The sequence below is a fragment of the Citrobacter sp. Ct235 genome (assembly GCF_030332305.1).
GTDB lineage: Bacteria > Pseudomonadota > Gammaproteobacteria > Enterobacterales > Enterobacteriaceae > Citrobacter_A > Citrobacter_A telavivensis.
Genome location: NZ_JAOWIC010000049.1, coordinates 138234 through 153784, shown reverse-complemented (window position 1 = coordinate 153784; position 15551 = coordinate 138234). Strand labels below are relative to the sequence as shown.

Annotated in this window: 11 protein-coding genes; 5 read left to right on the top strand and 6 right to left on the bottom strand. The window is 55.5% G+C overall.

Translation table 11 applies throughout. The features are described 5' to 3' along the window. Positions 1-103: 103 nt before the first annotated feature. The 5 genes from serS to lrp form a co-directional block, all read right to left on the bottom strand. Positions 104-1396 (bottom strand): serine--tRNA ligase, encoded by a 1293-nt coding sequence (serS, locus tag OGY35_RS17830; protein ID WP_178827887.1) that lies wholly within the window; start codon positions 1394-1396, stop codon positions 104-106. Between the two features lie 92 nt (positions 1397-1488). Then, the gene (rarA, locus tag OGY35_RS17825) at positions 1489-2832 is read right to left on the bottom strand and encodes a replication-associated recombination protein RarA (protein ID WP_286633013.1); all 1344 of its coding nucleotides are present in this window, start codon (positions 2830-2832) and stop codon (positions 1489-1491) included. Positions 2833-2840: 8 nt separating this feature from the next. Then, positions 2841-3452: an outer membrane lipoprotein periplasmic chaperone LolA gene (gene lolA, locus OGY35_RS17820; protein WP_152405273.1), complete on the bottom strand. Its 612-nt coding sequence runs from the start codon at positions 3450-3452 to the stop codon at positions 2841-2843. Positions 3453-3563: 111 nt separating this feature from the next. After that, entirely contained in the window at positions 3564-7538 is a 3975-nt protein-coding gene (ftsK, locus tag OGY35_RS17815) for a DNA translocase FtsK (RefSeq protein WP_286633012.1), read from the bottom strand. Between the two features lie 134 nt (positions 7539-7672). After that, positions 7673-8167, bottom strand: a complete 495-nt coding sequence (lrp, locus tag OGY35_RS17810) for a leucine-responsive transcriptional regulator Lrp (RefSeq protein WP_000228469.1) — start codon at positions 8165-8167, stop codon at positions 7673-7675. Between the two features lie 546 nt (positions 8168-8713). On the opposite strand from lrp, the gene trxB reads away from it, so the two are divergent. The 5 genes from trxB (at position 8714) to infA (ending at position 14547) form a co-directional block, all read left to right on the top strand. After that, positions 8714-9682 carry a thioredoxin-disulfide reductase gene (trxB, locus tag OGY35_RS17805; RefSeq protein ID WP_152405275.1) on the top strand — a complete coding sequence of 323 codons (969 nt, stop codon included), beginning with the start codon at positions 8714-8716 and terminating at the stop codon, positions 9680-9682. A gap of 114 nt (positions 9683-9796) precedes the next feature. Beyond that, the gene (cydD, locus tag OGY35_RS17800; RefSeq protein ID WP_286633011.1) at positions 9797-11563 is read left to right on the top strand and encodes a heme ABC transporter permease/ATP-binding protein CydD; all 1767 of its coding nucleotides are present in this window, start codon (positions 9797-9799) and stop codon (positions 11561-11563) included. Continuing rightward, entirely contained in the window at positions 11564-13285 is a 1722-nt protein-coding gene (gene cydC, locus OGY35_RS17795; RefSeq protein ID WP_286633010.1) for a heme ABC transporter ATP-binding protein/permease CydC, read from the top strand. A 44-nt stretch (positions 13286-13329) separates the two neighbouring features. Then, positions 13330-14034: a leucyl/phenylalanyl-tRNA--protein transferase gene (aat, locus tag OGY35_RS17790; RefSeq protein WP_178822977.1), complete on the top strand. Its 705-nt coding sequence runs from the start codon at positions 13330-13332 to the stop codon at positions 14032-14034. Positions 14035-14328: 294 nt separating this feature from the next. Beyond that, complete coding sequence (gene infA, locus OGY35_RS17780; RefSeq protein WP_001040187.1) at positions 14329-14547, top strand: translation initiation factor IF-1; 219 nt, start codon at positions 14329-14331, stop codon at positions 14545-14547. Between the two features lie 75 nt (positions 14548-14622). On the opposite strand, the gene OGY35_RS17775 is transcribed toward infA, so the two are convergent. Then, positions 14623-15534 (bottom strand): LysR family transcriptional regulator, encoded by a 912-nt coding sequence (locus tag OGY35_RS17775; protein WP_286633009.1) that lies wholly within the window; start codon positions 15532-15534, stop codon positions 14623-14625. Positions 15535-15551: the final 17 nt, after the last annotated feature.

Here is a 15551-nt window from a genome sequence, read left to right as displayed (position 1 = left end):
CAAAGGTAATATTACCCCCAAGGGAGTAATGATTATTGTCCGGCGTCAAACAGGCATAAAAAAAGCGCCCAAAGGCGCTTTTTAGAAAGGGATGAAGCGAGGATTAACCAATATATTCCAGTCCGTTCATGTACGGACGCAGCACTTCTGGTACCTGGATACGGCCATCAGCCTGCTGGTAGTTTTCCATCACGGCCACCAGCGTACGGCCTACTGCCAGACCGGAGCCGTTCAGGGTATGCACCAGGCGGGTCTTTTTGTCAGACTTGCTGCGGCAGCGTGCCTGCATACGGCGCGCCTGGAAATCCCAGACGTTAGAGCAGGACGAGATCTCGCGATAGGTATTCTGTGCCGGTACCCACACTTCCAGATCGTAGGTTTTGCATGCGCCGAAGCCCATGTCGCCGGTGCAGAGAATAATTTTGCGATACGGTAGGCCCAGCAGTTGCAGAACTTTCTCTGCATGGCCAGTCATCTCTTCCAGTGCCGCCATTGAATCTTCCGGGCGAACGATCTGTACCATTTCAACTTTGTCGAACTGGTGCATACGGATCAGGCCACGAGTATCACGACCGTAAGAACCCGCTTCCGAGCGGAAGCACGGCGTATGCGCCGTCATTTTGATCGGCAACTGATCTTCGTCGATGATCTCATCACGCACCAGGTTGGTCAGCGGGACTTCCGCCGTCGGGATCAGCGCGTAGTTACTGCTGTCAGCCTCTTCTTCAAGCGGACGAGTATGGAACAGATCGCCGGCAAATTTCGGTAACTGACCGGTACCGTACAGGGTGTCATGGTTGACCAGATACGGCACATAATTTTCGCTGTAGCCATGCTGCTCAGTGTGCAGATCGAGCATGAACTGCGAGAGCGCACGATGCATACGGGCAATCTGCCCTTTCATCACCACGAAACGGGAGCCTGTCAGCTTAACGGCGGCAGCAAAGTCCAGACCGGCATGCATTTCACCCAGCGTGACGTGATCGCGAACTTCAAAATCAAACTCGCGCGGGGTACCCCAACGGCTGACTTCAACGTTATCGTTCTCGTCTTTACCGACCGGGACATCGTCAGCAGGCAGGTTCGGAATGGTCAGCGCGATATCGCGGATCTCAGCCTGTAAAGCATCCAGCTCCGCTTTTGCGGCATCCAGTTCTTCGCCCAGTTTGTTCACTTCCAGACGTAAAGGCTCGATGTCTTCCCCGCGCGCTTTCGCCTGGCCGATGGATTTCGATCGAGAGTTACGCTCTGCCTGCAGGTTTTCGGTATTGACCTGCAAAACTTTACGACGCTCTTCAAGAGCGCGCAGCTTATCTACATCCAGCTTAAAGCCCCGGCGTGCCAGTTTTTCAGCGACTGCGTCTGGCTCATTACGCAGCAGATTGGGATCGAGCATGCTTATCCTGTGCTTATCGAATTGAAAGAGGAAAATGTGACCACAGCCTGCGGTCACAGGGATACAGTGCCAACATTACCGCAACGCCTGCGCTAACGGTAGCGTTTTATAGGGCTATTTTGATCCTGTCCGGCGAGCCAGGCGAGCTTTTCGCCAATCTTACCCTCAAGACCTCTGTTTGTGGGGTGATAATAGCGTGTTTGTGCCATCTCCTGCGGGAAATAGTCCTCGCCGGCGGCATAGGCATTCGGTTCATCATGCGCGTAGCGATATTCCTGACCGTAGCCCATCTCTTTCATCAGTTTCGTCGGCGCATTGCGCAGATGGACAGGTACGTCATAGTCAGGGCGTTCACGGGCATCGGACATCGCCGCTTTGAATGCGGTATACACCGCATTACTTTTCGGTGCGCAGGCCAGATAGACAATCGCCTGCGCGATGGCGCGTTCGCCTTCAGCAGGCCCCACACGCGTAAAGCAGTCCCAGGCGGAGATCGCCACCTGCATCGCACGCGGATCGGCATTGCCCACATCCTCGGAGGCAATAGCCAGACAGCGACGCGCCACGTACAGCGGATCGCCCCCCGCCGTAATGATGCGCGCATACCAGTAAAGTGCCGCATCCGGCGCGCTGCCGCGAACCGATTTATGCAATGCGGAAATGAGATCGTAGAAGCGGTCACCTTTGTTATCGAAACGCGCGCTGCGCTCGCCGGCAATTTCGGTCAACAGCGCGGGCAGCAATACCCGCTTGCCGCTGTCATCCACTTCCGCCATGTCGGCCATCATTTCCAGCGTGTTCAGCGCCCGACGCGCATCGCCGTTGACCAGCTCCGCGATTGCTCTGCGGGTGTCATCCGGTAGAACAATATTCTGCCCACCGTAACCCCGCACCTTGTCTTCCATCGCCTGACGCAGAACCTGCTCGATATCTTCCGTCGTCAGCGACTTGAGCAAATAGACGCGCGCACGTGACAGCAGTGCGGAATTTAGCTCAAAAGAGGGGTTCTCGGTGGTAGCCCCGATAAAAGTGATGGTGCCGTCTTCAATGTGCGGCAGGAACGCATCCTGTTGGCTTTTGTTGAAGCGATGAACTTCGTCAACAAACAGGATGGTGCGACGCCCGGCATTACGACTCTGCCGGGCGCGTTCGATGGCTTCACGGATCTCTTTCACGCCGGAGGTGACGGCTGAAATCCGCTCAACGTCGGCATCGGCGTAGCGGGCAATCACTTCAGCAAGCGTGGTTTTTCCGGTGCCTGGCGGTCCCCACAAAATCATGGAGTGCAGGTGTCCGGCTTCAATCGCGCGCGGCAATGGTTTGCCCGCAGCCAACAGGTGCTGCTGACCAATATACTGCGCTAAATTTTCTGGCCGCATCCGCGCGGCCAGTGGCTGAAAGGTATTATCAGAAAAATCGAGCGACAGGTTGCTCACTGATGCCTCTACTTACGTTGGTCGTCTACCGTTACGCCTTGCGGTGGAGTAAAGGTGAATTTCGATGCGTCAACGGTGCCATTCTGCTGCGATTTCAGCTGATAGCTGCTGCGCTGGTCATCCTGCTCCACGGCGCTGAACTGATGAATGGTCCCGTCGCGGCCCACATTGATAGTGAACTGTTTCAGGTTGCCGTTGCTGGTTTTTGGCGTCAGGACGAAGTCATCTCCGTTCTGCTTGATATTGTACTGCTGCCAGTCGCTGGACTGATTGCGGGCAATCAGCATAAACGGCGTGTTGCCGGTGGCGTCTTTCAACCATGTCGCGGTGGCCTGCTCAACAAACGGGTTAAAGAACCACAGCGTTTTACCATCAGAAACCAGAATGCTTTCGTCAGGCTGCGTCATGTGCCAGTTAAACAGGTTCGGACGCTTCACCCACAAATCACCCTGACCTTCCTGAACAGCGGCACCGCTGCCATCGGTCACTTTCTGCGTAAAGCTGGCGTGGAAGCTGCTCACTTTATCCAGACGACTTTTCAGATCGCTGGCGGCATCCGCCCAAACGCTGCTTACCACGAATCCTGAGAGTAATGCACAGGTGATTGCGATTCTTTTCATTGTTATTCCTCAAAATACGTCACTCCCGACCGGGAGATCCCTCTGCTATCCATTCCAGGCCAAAAATCAGCGTGAGGAAAGTAGACAATACTGAATTACGTAACTTTGCACTTAGTCAAACGGCGGTGGTGCCAGCACTTCGCGATTGCCGTTATGGCCCTGTTCGCTGACGATCCCCTGCGCTTCCATCTGTTCGATGATGCGTGCCGCGCGGTTGTAGCCAATGCGGAACTGGCGCTGTACGCCGGAGATGGACGCTTTACGTTTCTCCGTCACAAAGTTAACCGCTTGATCAAATAACGGATCCAGCTCTTCGCCGCCGTCAAAGCCACCACCGCCGCCTTCACTTTCGCTGTCGGAGGTGATGCCATCCACATACTGCGGACGCCCACGTGCCTTCCAGTCCTGAACCACCGCATGCACTTCCTGGTCACGGACAAATGCGCCGTGAACACGCACTGGCATTGTGGAGTTCGGCCCGGAGTAAAGCATATCCCCCATCCCCAGCAGCGATTCTGCACCGCCCTGATCGAGGATGGTACGCGAGTCAATCTTACTGGATACGGTGAAGGCAATACGGGTCGGAATGTTGGCCTTGATCAGACCCGTAATCACGTCAACCGATGGACGCTGCGTCGCCAGCACCAGGTGGATCCCTGCCGCACGGGCTTTTTGCGCCAGTCGGGCAATCAACTCTTCAACTTTCTTACCGACGGTCATCATCAGGTCGGCAAATTCATCCACCAGCACAACGATATACGGCAGTTTTTCCAGTACCGGATGCTGTGCATCCATACTGTCACCCGGCTTCCAGTACGGGTCCGGAATCGGACGCCCCATCCGCGCGGCTTCGGCAATCTTCTCGTTGTAACCCGCCAGATTACGCACGCCCAGAGCGGACATCAGCTTGTAACGGCGCTCCATCTCGTTAACGCTCCAGCGCAGGGCGTTGGCGGCGTCTTTCATATCGGTGACGACCTCCGTCAGCAAATGCGGAATGCCTTCGTAAACCGACAGTTCCAGCATTTTCGGGTCGATCATGATGAAGCGAACGTCTTCCGGTTGCGCCTTGTAAAGCATGCTGAGGATCATCGCATTCACACCAACCGATTTACCCGAACCGGTTGTACCCGCCACTAACAGGTGTGGCATTTTCGCCAGATCGGCCACCACCGGATCGCCAGCAATATCTTTACCCAGCACCACGGTCAGCGGCGACGGGTTTTCACGGAATTTCGCGTTATCCAGCACTTCACGCAGATAAACGGTCTGCCGTTTTTTGTTCGGCAATTCCAGGCCTACGTAGGGTTTACCCGGAATCACTTCCACCACGCGTACAGCGATGGTCGAAAGCGAACGCGCCAGGTCACGAGAGAGGTTGGAAATACGGGCAGCCTTCACGCCCGGTGCCAGATTCAGTTCAAAACGCGTGATCACCGGACCTGGAGAGTAATTCACCACATCAGCCTTGATGCGGAAGTCAGCCAGACGGGCTTCAACCAGTCGCGCCATTTGTTCCAGCGCAAAGGTATCAACCGGCTCGACTTCACTCGGCGGCTGCGTCAGCAGATCCAGCGACGGCAACGGCGTCGTCGGTCTTTGCAGCGGACGGCTGTCACCGTTGCGCATCAGCAACGGGTGAATCAGACTTTCCTGCGGCTGAGGCGCTGCGGGTTGCTGCGGGACCATCGGCTGTTGTGGCTGCTGATACTGCGGCTGAGGAACCACCGGCTGTTGTGGCTGCTGATACTGCGGCTGCGGGGCCACCGGCTGTTGCGGCTGCTGATACTGCGGCTGCGGGGCCACCGGCTGTTGCGGCTGTTGATACTGCGGCTGCGGGGCCATCGGCTGTTGCGGCTGTTGATACTGCGGCTGCTGTGGCTGCTGAACAGGCGCAGGCTCCGGCATCACGCCCGGCGTAAACAACGGCTCATGCGGGCCATTATCCACCAGCGTTTTCATCGGTGAAAACTCAAAATCATCCAGCGAGAACGGATTCGCTCCCGTAGGTTGCTCACCGGCGTAGCGTTGCTGCTGCGAAGAGGCAAACTGGCGCGCCAGTTCGGCTTCTGCAGCGACATCTTCATCGTCAGCCTGCGTCACATCTCGCGGATACTCATCGCCATAACGACTTTGCTGTGACTGGGCGAACTGACGAGCCAGTTCATCCTGCTGCATGGCGTCGATTTCATCATCGCTGTATTGCGGATCGTGCTGCCCGGCCTCACGTACTCTCTCCTCAGCCATACGCTGAGACGGTAATTTAATGCCATACGATGCCAGCTCACGGCGCGTCGGTACACGCACGCGGTTCGGACGAGGCAACTGTGGACCAATCCCTTCTTTCACCTGCGGACGCGGCGCGCCGCCGTTCGCGAGGCTGAAGATCGGCGCTGCCGCCGCCGCAGTCGAACCGGCTGATAACGTCGCATCCTTCACGCCTGCGGCGATCGGTGCAATAGCCGCTGCGGCGTCGACTGGCGGTATGGAAGGCGCGGCTGATGGCGCAGGAGCCACCGATTCCGGCGCGTTAACAGGCTCAGGAATCGGCTGATACCATGCCGCCAGTTGCTCGCGTTCACGCGCGCGCTTCTCTTCCACCTCTTCAAAATAGTACAGCGGCGGGCGCGCAGGTTTCGTCTCTTCCACCACCGGTTCAGGCTCTGCAACAGGCATCTGCTGAACCACCGGTTCCTGCGGCTCTGGCTGATAAGCCGGTTGATGATAATTCGGTTGTTGAACGGGCTCTGACGGATAAACCGACTCAGGTTGCCAGGGTTGTTCTGGCGCAGGCTGCGGTTGCTGCCACGGTTGCTGCAGTACGCCTGGCTGTAAATAACCTGTTTCAGGGCCAACAGGCGCAGTGTATTGCGGTTCAGTCGGAACAGGCTGTTGCCATGACTCATACTGCGCGTGTTGCGGTTGCGCATACTGAGCGTGCGGCGGATAGCCTTCCGGCGCCGGAGCGATAGCCGGCTCGCCGGTTTGCGGCCCCGGAACAGGCTGCCATTCAACGGCAGGTTGTACAGGAACAGTTTCCGCTCCCGACATAGGTGGCGTTTGCATAATTGGATCGACCGGGGCGGCCCAGGCCTGAGTCGCAGCCGTTGCTGCCGCCGCAGCAGCGACCGGTTCGGTCACCGAATGACCGTTTAAAAGCGGATCGTATTCATCAGATTCTGGTTGCGTTGCACGATGTCCAGAGAACAGCACATCGCCAGGATCCGCTTCGACGCCACGCGCGCTGTATGCTACCTCATCATCGTCATCCATGCGTCTGCCAGAGAACAGCGCCGCATCGGTCTGACGACCATGCGGGTTGATAAATTTTTCAGCCAGACGTTGACGGCGCGCCAGCGCTCCGCGAAGAATACGCGCCCGACGAGATTCTCGTCTCCCGCCATCAGCGTCATCTTCATATTCTTCATCGTCTTCGTATTCGTCGTCTTCTACCCAGGTATCATCACGACGCGTTCGGTTGCTGGCAAAAGTCAGAATATTAAGCAGCCAGCCACCGAGTTTTTCGGCGATGCTAACCCATGACCAACCGGTAAAGAGCGTCAGCCCCGCGGCCCACACGCACAAAAGCGTAATGGTGCCGCCACTGCTGTGCAGCAGTGGTTGCAGCGTAGTACTCAACAGACTGCCAATCACCCCGCCGGACGCGAAGTACCAGATATCGTCAGCATTGATTGCGGCCAGGCCACAGGAGGTGAGGATAAGCGCCAGCACGCCAATAATGCGCAGTGAGACGGCAAAATAGTCGATATAGTCATCGGTCGCCTGATGACGCCAGGCAAACCAGCAGCCGCCCACAATGATGACTGGAATGGTGTACGCCATCACCCCAAAGATAAAGAACAGAGTATCTGCCAGCCACGCACCCGGAGCCCCCCCCAGATTATGGATAGGCTCATGCCAGGCCGTTTGCGACCAACTGGGATCAGAAGGATTAAAGCTCAGTAAGGCTGCCATCAGCCAGACGGCAAAAAGGGCAATAAGAATTAACAACGCCTCCAGAAGTCGGCGCCCGCTGCTTAACTTTGTCAATGTGACTTCTTTGTCTTCAGTGTATTCCTGGCTCAAAAAAGGCTCTCCAGGTTTCAGGCTTTTCCTGCCCGGTGCTAAAACGGACAACAGCACCGGGTTACCCCGGCACTGTTGCTGTATGGATTAACAGGAGTGTAATCAAAATACGCCGATTTTGCACCTGTTCCGTATTAGCGCGTCTTAATAACCAGACGATTACTCTGTTTGACTTCTTCCATTACCACGTAAGTACGTGTGTCATTCACGCCAGGCAGACGCAGCAGGGTTTCCCCCAACAGCTTACGGTACGCTGACATATCCGGCACACGTGTTTTCAACAGGTAGTCGAAATCACCGGACACCAAATGACACTCTTGAATTTCTTCAAGTTTCTGTACGGCAGCATTGAATTGTTCAAACACATCCGGAGCGCCACGATTCAGAGTAATCTCAACAAATACCAGAAGTGATGCATCCAGATAATGCGGGTTTAACAGAGCGGTATAGCCCTGAATGAAACCCTGTCTTTCCAGACGACGCACACGCTCAAGGCAGGGCGTCGGGGAAAGTCCCACTCGTTTAGAAAGCTCGACGTTAGAAATACGCCCATCCTTTTGCAACTCATTAAGAATGTTACGATCGATACGGTCGAGATCTTTGCCAGGGCGCTTTTTGCTATCTACCATTATTATTGTCTCTCTGTATTCCTTCCCTACTCCTGCCTGACTCATCAAACATCATTGTCGAGAGTCGATGCCCATCACAATAGACCGAAACCCAGAGGATTAACGGCGCGCAATGCCTGGGTCTATAGTGAGAAGACCGTTGCCTGAAGGCAGCTATCGACATCACGAATGGCGTCTGTCCACGCCATGCGTAGATTTCGCTAGCCCGGTAAACATGGTATTTATATGCATGATTATGCGGCACACACACAACACTGTTTTTTTCTTCCTCGAATGTTTTCGCAAAACGGCAGGTGATTGTCAAAGTAAAACATCGATTTTTAGTACAACATGCCAGTTATTCATTATGCGTTAAGACAATTCGTCATTTTATCACCTTATAACTGACCGACTTTAAGTAGAATTCTTTATAGTGCCACTGCCGATTTGTTCACTTATTGGCCTCGCCTATTGCACAAATTGTTAACAAAATCGCTATACTCTTTTTTTACGCCACCAAATTCCCTACAATCCAGCCCATTGCCTGCCAACAACAATGAGGATCTCATGGGCACGACCAAACACAGTAAACTGCTTATCCTGGGTTCTGGCCCGGCGGGATACACCGCGGCGGTCTATGCTGCGCGCGCAAACCTGCAGCCGGTGCTGATTACCGGTATGGAAAAAGGCGGTCAACTGACCACCACGACCGAAGTGGAAAACTGGCCTGGCGATCCGAACGATCTGACCGGTCCCCTGCTGATGGAACGTATGCACGAGCATGCGACTAAGTTTGAAACCGAGATCATCTTCGATCACATCAATAAAGTGGACCTGCAAAACCGTCCGTTCCGTCTGACAGGTGACAGTGCAGAGTACACCTGTGATGCGCTGATTATCGCCACCGGTGCGTCCGCTCGCTATCTCGGTCTGCCGTCAGAAGAGGCGTTCAAAGGTCGTGGCGTTTCTGCCTGCGCAACCTGTGACGGCTTTTTCTATCGCAACCAGAAGGTCGCGGTTATCGGCGGCGGTAACACGGCCGTTGAAGAAGCGCTGTATCTGGCGAACATCGCCTCTGAAGTTCACCTGATTCACCGCCGTGACGGCTTTCGCGCGGAAAAAATTCTGATTAAACGTCTGATGGACAAAGTGGAGAACGGCAACATTGTGCTGCACACCCACCGCACGCTGGAAGAAGTGACCGGCGATCAGATGGGCGTTACGGGTCTGCGCCTGCGCGATACGCAGAATGCAGACAACATTGAGTCGCTGGAGGTCGCGGGACTGTTTGTTGCCATCGGCCACAGCCCGAACACGGCGATTTTCGAAGGTCAGCTTGAGCTTGAAAACGGCTACATCAAAGTACAGTCCGGCAGTCACGGTAACGCGACCCAGACCAGCATCCCGGGCGTCTTCGCTGCGGGCGACGTGATGGACCACATTTATCGTCAGGCTATCACCTCCGCAGGCACCGGTTGTATGGCTGCGCTGGATGCTGAACGTTACCTCGATGGTTTAGCCGACGCGTGCAAATAGTTTTTACAAATCAGTAACAAAAGTAAATAAGGCGACTATAAGTCGCCTTTATTTTTGCCCCGTTGTAACATTGCCCTGCCAAAAAATTCTGATAACTCACCTGCAAAGCGCGCAATGAATAAAACTCGTCAAAAAGAGCTAACCCTCTGGTTAAAACAGCAAAGTGTCATTTCCCAACGCTGGCTCATGATTTCCCGTCTGCTGGGGTTCGTGAGTGGCGTACTGATTGTCGCTCAGGCCTGGATCATGGCTCGCATTCTGCAACATATGATCATGGATAACATCCCGCGCGAGGCATTGCTGTTGCCCTTTGTCGTGCTGGTGCTGATCTTTATCCTGCGTGCCTGGGTGGTATGGCTACGCGAACGCGTGGGATTCCATGCGGGACAACATATCCGATTTGAGATCCGCCGCCAGGTCCTCAATCGCCTGCAACAGGCCGGTCCGGCGTGGATTCAGGGGCGACCGGCGGGAAGTTGGGCCACGCTGGTGCTGGAACAAATTGACGATATGCACGATTACTACGCCCGCTATCTGCCGCAGATGGCGCTGGCAGTGTGTGTGCCCATCCTGATCGTGGCGGCTATTTTTCCCTCGAACTGGGCCGCCGCGCTGATTCTGCTCGGCACCGCGCCGCTTATCCCTCTGTTCATGGCGATGGTCGGTATGGGCGCAGCCGATGCTAACCGTCGTAACTTCCTGGCGCTGGCTCGTCTGAGCGGGCATTTTCTCGATCGCTTACGCGGAATGGATACCCTGCGCATTTTTGGTCGCGGTGAAGCCGAAACAGAAAGCATCCGCGTCGCGTCGCAAGATTTCCGCCAGCGCACGATGGAAGTGCTACGCCTTGCCTTTTTATCTTCGGGCGTACTGGAATTTTTCACCTCGCTTTCCATCGCGCTGGTCGCCGTTTACTTTGGCTTTTCCTACCTCGGCGAACTTAATTTCGGCCACTATGGTACGGGCGTGACGCTGGCGGCAGGCTTCCTGGCCCTCATTCTGGCCCCTGAGTTTTTCCAGCCGCTACGCGATTTGGGTACGTTTTATCACGCCAGGGCGCAGGCGGTGGGTGCGGCTGACAGTCTGAAAACCTTTATGGAAACGCCGCTCGCCCACCCGGAACGCGGCGAGGTTGAATTATCCGCGCAAGAACCTGTTTCCATTGATGCTGAAAATCTCATTATCACCTCCCCGGAAGGTAAAACGCTGGCAGGACCACTGAACTTCTCGCTTCCTGCCGGGCAGCGTACCGTGCTGGTCGGTCGTAGCGGTTCAGGCAAGAGTTCGTTGTTGAATGCACTTTCCGGCTTCCTTTCCTATCAGGGATCGCTGCGCATTAACGGTGTGGAACTGCGCGATTTGTCTCCAGAGTCCTGGCGCAGGCATCTCTCCTGGGTGGGGCAAAACCCACAGTTGCCCGCAGCAACGATACGGGAAAACGTTTTGCTGGCGCGCCCGAATGCCAGCGAGCAAGAACTGCGCGCAGCGCTCGACAGCGCCTGGGTCAGTGAATTCCTGCCGCTGTTGCCGCAGGGCGTTGATACTCTCGTTGGCGATCAGGCAGGACGCCTGTCCGTCGGCCAGGCTCAACGCGTAGCAGTCGCACGTGCGCTCCTTAATCCCTGCAAGTTACTGCTGCTGGACGAACCGGCTGCCAGCCTGGATGCCCATAGTGAACAGCGGGTCATGCAGGCGCTGAAAACTGCCTCAAAACGCCAGACAACGCTGATGGTCACGCACCAGCTTGAAGATCTTGCCGACTGGGACACGATTTGGGTGATGCAGGACGGACAGATTATCGAACAAGGCTCCTGGGCCGAGTTGAGTTCCGCCAGCGGCGCGTTTGCAACGCTGTTGGCCCATCGTCAGGAGGAGATCTAAATGCGCGCGCTGCTGCCTTATCTGACGCTCTATAAACGTCACAAGTGGATGTTAACGCTGGGCATCGTGTTGGCCATTATTACTCTGCTCGCCAGTATTGGCCTGCTGACGCTGTCCGGCTGGTTTCTTTCAGCGTCGGCCGTGGCGGGCTTTGCCGGTATCTACAGTTTTAACTACATGCTTCCTGCCGCGGGCGTACGCGGCGCGGCCATTACCCGGACTGCCGGACGCTATTTCGAGCGGCTGGTCAGCCATGATGCGACCTTCCGCGTACTGCAACATTTGCGCATTCACACCTTCAGCAAGCTGTTGCCGCTCTCCCCTGCCGGACTGGCTCGCTATCGTCAGGGTGAATTGTTGAACCGCATTGTGGCAGATGTGGATACGCTGGATCACCTCTACCTGCGCGTCATTTCCCCTCTGGTGGGTGCTTTTGTGGTGATTATGGTTGTGACGATCGGTCTGAGCGTACTTGACGTCACTCTCGCCTGCACCCTCGGCGGTGTGATGCTGCTGACGCTGTTTATTATGCCGCCCGTATTCTATCGCGCCGGGAAAACCACCGGACAGAACCTGACGCATCTGCGCGGACAGTATCGTCAGCAACTGACCGCGTGGTTACAGGGCCAGGCTGAACTGACTATTTTTGGCGCCAGCGACCGTTATCGCGCGCAGATGGAAGCCACAGAGTTACAGTGGCACGAAGCACAGCGCCGACAGTCTGAACTGACGGCACTGTCACAGGCGCTAATGTTGCTGATCGGCGCCGTTGCCATATTACTGATGCTGTGGATGGCGGCAGGCGGCGTGGGGGGTAACACCCAGCCGGGCGCGCTGATTGCTCTGTTTGTCTTTTGCGCGCTGGCGGCGTTTGAAGCGCTGGCTCCGGTTACCGGTGCATTTCAGCATCTGGGACAGGTCATCGCCTCCGCCATGCGGATCACCGAGTTAACCGAACAGAAGCCGGAAGTCATTTTCCCGACCGATGTGTCGGACGTCCCGGCTAAGGTTACTCTGACGCTGCGTGACGTTGTATTCAGCTATCCTGGGCAGGCGCAAAAAGCGCTGGATTCGCTCTCTCTTCAGGTGAATCCTGGCGAGCACATTGCCATTCTTGGTCGTACTGGGTGCGGTAAATCGACATTGCTGCAACTGCTCACGCGCGCGTGGGATCCGCAGCAGGGCGAGATCCTGCTCAACGACCGTCCGATTGCGGCATTGAATGAAGCGACGCTGCGCAAGACCATCAGCGTCGTACCGCAGCGTGTGCACTTGTTCAGCGCCACCCTGCGCGACAACCTGCGGCTTGCCGCACCCGACGCCAGTGACGAACAGTTGACAGACACGCTGCGCCGCGTCGGACTGGAGAAACTCCTCGACGATACCGGCCTCAATAGCTGGCTGGGAGAAGGCGGTCGTCAGTTATCCGGTGGGGAACTACGCCGTCTGGCGATCGCCCGTGCCCTGCTGCACGATGCGCCGCTGATGCTGCTTGATGAACCAACGGAAGGACTGGATGCGACCACCGAAAGCCAAATGCTTGAATTACTGGCGGATGTAATGCGTGGTAAAACGTTACTGATGGTGACGCATCGCCTGCGCGGGCTCGCGCGTTTTGATCAAATAATAGTAATGGACAACGGCCAAATTATTGAGCAAGGTAATCACGCAGATCTGTTAGCGCAGCAGGGTCGTTATTACCAGTTTAAGCAAGGTCTGTAAGCTATTATTGAACGATCCGACTCGCGTACTGGAGTTCTGCTGTCATGCGCCTGGTTCAGCTTTCCCGACACTCTATCGCCTTCCCTTCGCCGGAGGGCGCTTTACGCGAGCCAAACGGCCTGCTGGCGCTTGGGGGCGATCTGAGCCCTGCGCGGCTGCTGATGGCCTATCAGCGCGGCATTTTCCCGTGGTTTTCCCCTGGCGACCCTATTCTCTGGTGGTCGCCGGACCCTCGGGCCATTCTGTGGCCTGACACTTTTCATATTAGCCGCAGCATGAAGCGCTTTCATAAGCGCTCTCCGTATCGTGTCACCCTGAATTATGCGTTTGGTCAGGTCATCGACGGATGCGCCAACGATCGCGATGAAGGGACATGGATAACTCAGGGCGTGGTGGAAGCCTATCACCGACTGCACGAACTGGGACACGCGCATTCCATTGAGGTCTGGCGCGACAATGCGCTGGTCGGTGGTATGTATGGCGTTTCCCAGGGAGCCCTGTTTTGCGGTGAGTCAATGTTCAGTCGGCAAGAGAATGCGTCAAAAACCGCACTACTGGTTTTTTGTGCCGAATTTGTCCGTCACGGCGGCAAATTAATGGATTGCCAGGTGCTCAATAGCCATACCGAATCGCTAGGGGCGGTCGAAATTTCGCGTCGGGTGTATCTGGAACACCTCGATGCGTTACGCCAACAACGTTTACCTCGCGATTTTTGGGTCCCTCGTACGTTATTTTTGCCCCTGAAGTGAATGTTTTCGGCACATTTTTTGTCAGGGTGTTATAATTGCGTCGCAGAGTTGGTTTAGCCCATTACCCCGCTGCCGTTAAGGATCCGTTCGCGTCAGGTAACGCCATCGTTTATCTCATCGCTCCCTTATACGTTGCGCTTCACGTGCGGCTTTGCCGTGTGCTTTTTAAGCAAACCGGAGTAATGCGCCAAATTTTGTTTGCTGCGTTTTAAACGTGCAAATCTTTACTTATTAAAAGAACTTCGGCATTATCTTGCCGGTTCAAATTACGGTAGTGATACCCCAGAGGATTAGATGGCCAAAGAAGACAATATTGAAATGCAGGGTACCGTTCTCGAAACGTTACCTAATACCATGTTCCGCGTAGAGTTAGAAAACGGTCACGTGGTTACTGCACACATCTCCGGTAAAATGCGTAAAAACTACATCCGCATCCTGACGGGCGACAAAGTGACTGTTGAGCTGACCCCGTACGACCTGAGCAAAGGCCGCATTGTCTTCCGTAGTCGCTGATTGTTTTCACGCCCGAATGGCGTACCAATAATAAAAGGTCGGTCTATCCGGCCTTTTTTGTTGTGTAGAAATCATCTACTCCTCCGTCATCCGCGCGTACTCGTCCGTCAGGAAATCCACCAGCGCTCTCACCGACGGCAGCAATCCCCTGCGTGAAGGAAAAACCGCATGAATCACCTCTCTTCGGGGTTCCCATCCTTCCAGTAACGAAACCAGTTCACCCGCCGCCAGCTGTTCTTTGACCATTAAGATGGGAAGCTGTACGGCACCGACGCCGGCGATAGCCGCCTCACGCAATACCAACATATCAGTCGTGATAAATCGCGGGGTAAAGTGTACTTCCGCTCTGGCCCCTTTTGGACCGTACAACTCCCAGCGATGAATATGTTTTCCGGATGCCAGACTCAGTCCGGGCCAACGGCTTAATTCCGCCGGTGATGCAGGGGCACCCATGCGTGCGATCAATGCCGGACTGGCAAATAACCGGTGTGCGCGGTCAGCAAGAACCCGCATAACCAGATCGCTGTCCTCAATCGGGCGCGGTCGTACTCTGATAGCAATATCAACGCCTTCACCCACCACATCAACACGACGATTCGTCGCTTCGAGTTGCAGCGTGACATCGGGATAGCGCGCCAGAAATTTCGCCAGCATCGGCCCCACGTGAACGTGGAGCAGCGTAACCGGACACGTCAGCTTCACCACGCCACGAGGTTCGACCTGCAATGCGGCAATCGCATCCTGCGCCGCCTGTGCTTCTACCAGCATCGCTTTGCAGTGCTCGTAGAACGTTTGCCCCACTTCCGTAACGTTAAACTGCCGCGTCGTCCGCTGGATGAGTCGCACACCCAGTTGCTCCTCCAGTTGCGCGATGCGCCGACTGAGCTTTGATTTAGGTTCGTCTAACGCGCGGCCTGCCGCGGCAAACCCGCCCTGCTCCACGACATGGACAAACCACGCAAAATCATTGAGATCTGGCTTTGCCATTTATTGTTCCATTTTCA

Coding starts and splice junctions, on each gene's coding strand:
- serS (WP_178827887.1), bottom strand. CDS start 1,396: ATGCTCGATCCCAATCTGCTGCGTAATGAGCCAGACGCAGTCGCTGAA.
- lolA (WP_152405273.1), bottom strand. CDS start 3,452: ATGAAAAGAATCGCAATCACCTGTGCATTACTCTCAGGATTCGTGGTA.
- lrp (WP_000228469.1), bottom strand. CDS start 8,167: ATGGTAGATAGCAAAAAGCGCCCTGGCAAAGATCTCGACCGTATCGAT.
- trxB (WP_152405275.1), top strand. CDS start 8,714: ATGGGCACGACCAAACACAGTAAACTGCTTATCCTGGGTTCTGGCCCG.
- cydD (WP_286633011.1), top strand. CDS start 9,797: ATGAATAAAACTCGTCAAAAAGAGCTAACCCTCTGGTTAAAACAGCAA.
- cydC (WP_286633010.1), top strand. CDS start 11,564: ATGCGCGCGCTGCTGCCTTATCTGACGCTCTATAAACGTCACAAGTGG.
- aat (WP_178822977.1), top strand. CDS start 13,330: ATGCGCCTGGTTCAGCTTTCCCGACACTCTATCGCCTTCCCTTCGCCG.
- infA (WP_001040187.1), top strand. CDS start 14,329: ATGGCCAAAGAAGACAATATTGAAATGCAGGGTACCGTTCTCGAAACG.
- OGY35_RS17775 (WP_286633009.1), bottom strand. CDS start 15,534: ATGGCAAAGCCAGATCTCAATGATTTTGCGTGGTTTGTCCATGTCGTG.